Annotated in this window: 2 protein-coding genes; one reads left to right on the top strand and one right to left on the bottom strand. The window is 75.1% G+C overall.

Features of this window, described 5'->3' with window-relative positions:
- Window positions 1-16: 16 nt before the first annotated feature.
- Window positions 17-697 (bottom strand): pyridoxamine 5'-phosphate oxidase family protein, encoded by a 681-nt coding sequence (locus E7Z54_RS14480; protein WP_136434848.1) that lies wholly within the window; start codon window positions 695-697, stop codon window positions 17-19.
- A gap of 69 nt (window positions 698-766) precedes the next feature.
- Here E7Z54_RS14480 and E7Z54_RS14475 point away from each other — a divergent pair.
- Window positions 767-1,915, top strand: a 1,149-nt coding sequence (locus E7Z54_RS14475) for a PLP-dependent aminotransferase family protein (RefSeq protein ID WP_136434846.1), incomplete at its 3' end; no start/stop codon positions are given.

Raw genomic sequence — 1,915 nt, 5'->3', positions numbered from 1 at the left:
GTCGCGGTCGGCGCCTTCACGCGAGCGCCTCCGCGCGAGACCGGACGTCAACGGGCACGTCGGGGTGCGAGTCGGCAGCGCTGACCGGCGGCCCGGAGACCCGGCGCAACGGGACGTGGCCGGCCCAGGCGCCGGTGGCGACGTCCTCCGGGTCGTCCACCGGACCGCCCGCCCGCTGCTTCATCGACGCCTCCAGCAGGGGCAGCGCGAGCACGGCCGTCGCCGCCATCTCCTTGCGGGTGGAGCCCCGCAGCGTGGCGGACCGACCCGGGATCATGTGGTCGACGACCAGGTCCAGTGCGTGTGCCCGCTCCGCGGAGTCCTCCACCAGCCGCGCCCGGCCGATCACGACGGCCGACCGGTAGTTCATCGAGTGGTGGAACGCCGATCGGGCCACGACCAGCCCGTCGAGCTCGGTCACCGTGACGCAGACGTCCGACGCGAGTGCCGCGCGGAGCCACCCGGCGCCGGTCGAGCCGTGCAGGTAGAGGGTTCCGCCGGGGTCCGGACCGCCGACGTCGACGGCGAAGGCCATCGGGAGCACCAGCGGATGGGGCGCGTCGTCGCGGGTCACGACGACTCCCAGGTGGGCGACCAGCGCGTCCGCCAGGAGGGCGAGCAGTCGCTCGCGCTCCTCGACCGCGCGGTTGGCACCCCGGTTGACCGTGGTGCGGGGGGTGGGCGACAAGGGGTTCACGAAGCTAGCCTGGCGACAGATTGGCCCTCGGTCACGGGCCACTCTTCGGCGATTTCGACAGGACACTTGATGCGGACCCTTCCCGTGCGGCTCGACCGCGACCGGCCGGAGCCCCTCGGCGTGCAGCTGTCGGGCCACGTGCGCGAGCTGATCCTCGCCGGCACCCTCGCCCCGGGTGATCGGCTACCCAGCACCCGGGCGCTGGCCACCGACCTCGGTGTCGCCCGGTCGGTGACCGAGCAGGCCTACGACCAGCTGCTGGCCGAGGGCTGGCTGTCGGCTCGACAGGGTGCCGGGACCTTCGTCGCCGCAGGCGGTGCTCCTCCGACCGTCATGCGACGCCGCCCGCACCAGCCGGTCGCGGCCGAGCTGATCACCCTCGACCTCGGATCCCCCTGGATCGACCCACGGCACGCCGCGGGCTGGCGACGCGCCTGGCGCGAGGTGTCGGCGGCGAGACCCCCACGCGGCTATCCCGACACGCGTGGCCTCCTGGAGCTCCGGACCGTGATCGCGGACCGGCTGGCGCGCACCCGCGGCCTGGTCGTCGACCCCGACGAGGTGCTGCTGACCTCCGGCACGACCGACGGGCTGCGCCAGCTGCTGCCCCACCTGCCGTCCGGCCCGGTCGGTCTCGAGGACCCCGGCTACCGCGCGGCGGTCGAGTGCGTCCGGGTCACCGGGCGCGCGACGGTCGACCTGCCCGCGACAGGGCCGATCACGGTCGACGGCCTGGCCGCGGCGTACGTGACGCCGGCGCACCAGCACCCGCTCGGCCACGTGATGCCGGCCGCCGACCGCGTCGCCCTCCTCGCCGCCGCGCGCGAGAGCGGAGCCGTCGTGCTGGAGGACGACTACGACTCGGAGTTCCGCTACGACGTGGCCCCGATCCCGGCGCTCGCGGCCCTGGACCGCACCCAGGTCGCGTATCTCGGCACCGCCTCGAAGGCGGTCGGTCCGGCGCTGCGGCTCGGCTGGATGGTCCCGCCCCCGGCCCTCCTCGACGCGCTCGTCCGGCACCGCGAGCACACCTACGACATGCCGTCCTGGCCAGCCCAGCTCGCCCTGCTCGGGCTGATCCGCGAGGGCTGGGTGGACAAGGTGGTCCGGACCGCGAAGCGGGTCTACGCGGACCGGGCGCCCCGGGTCGCCGACGCGCTGGCGCCCCACGGCACCCCCGCCGGGCCCGCGGCGGGCATGTACTCCACCTGGCTGATG

The sequence above is a fragment of the Nocardioides sp. genome (assembly GCF_004803405.1).
Lineage (GTDB): Bacteria > Actinomycetota > Actinomycetes > Propionibacteriales > Nocardioidaceae > Nocardioides > Nocardioides vastitatis.
The sequence above is the reverse complement of the archived record's forward strand: the minus strand, read 5'-3'. Positions and strand labels throughout refer to the sequence as shown.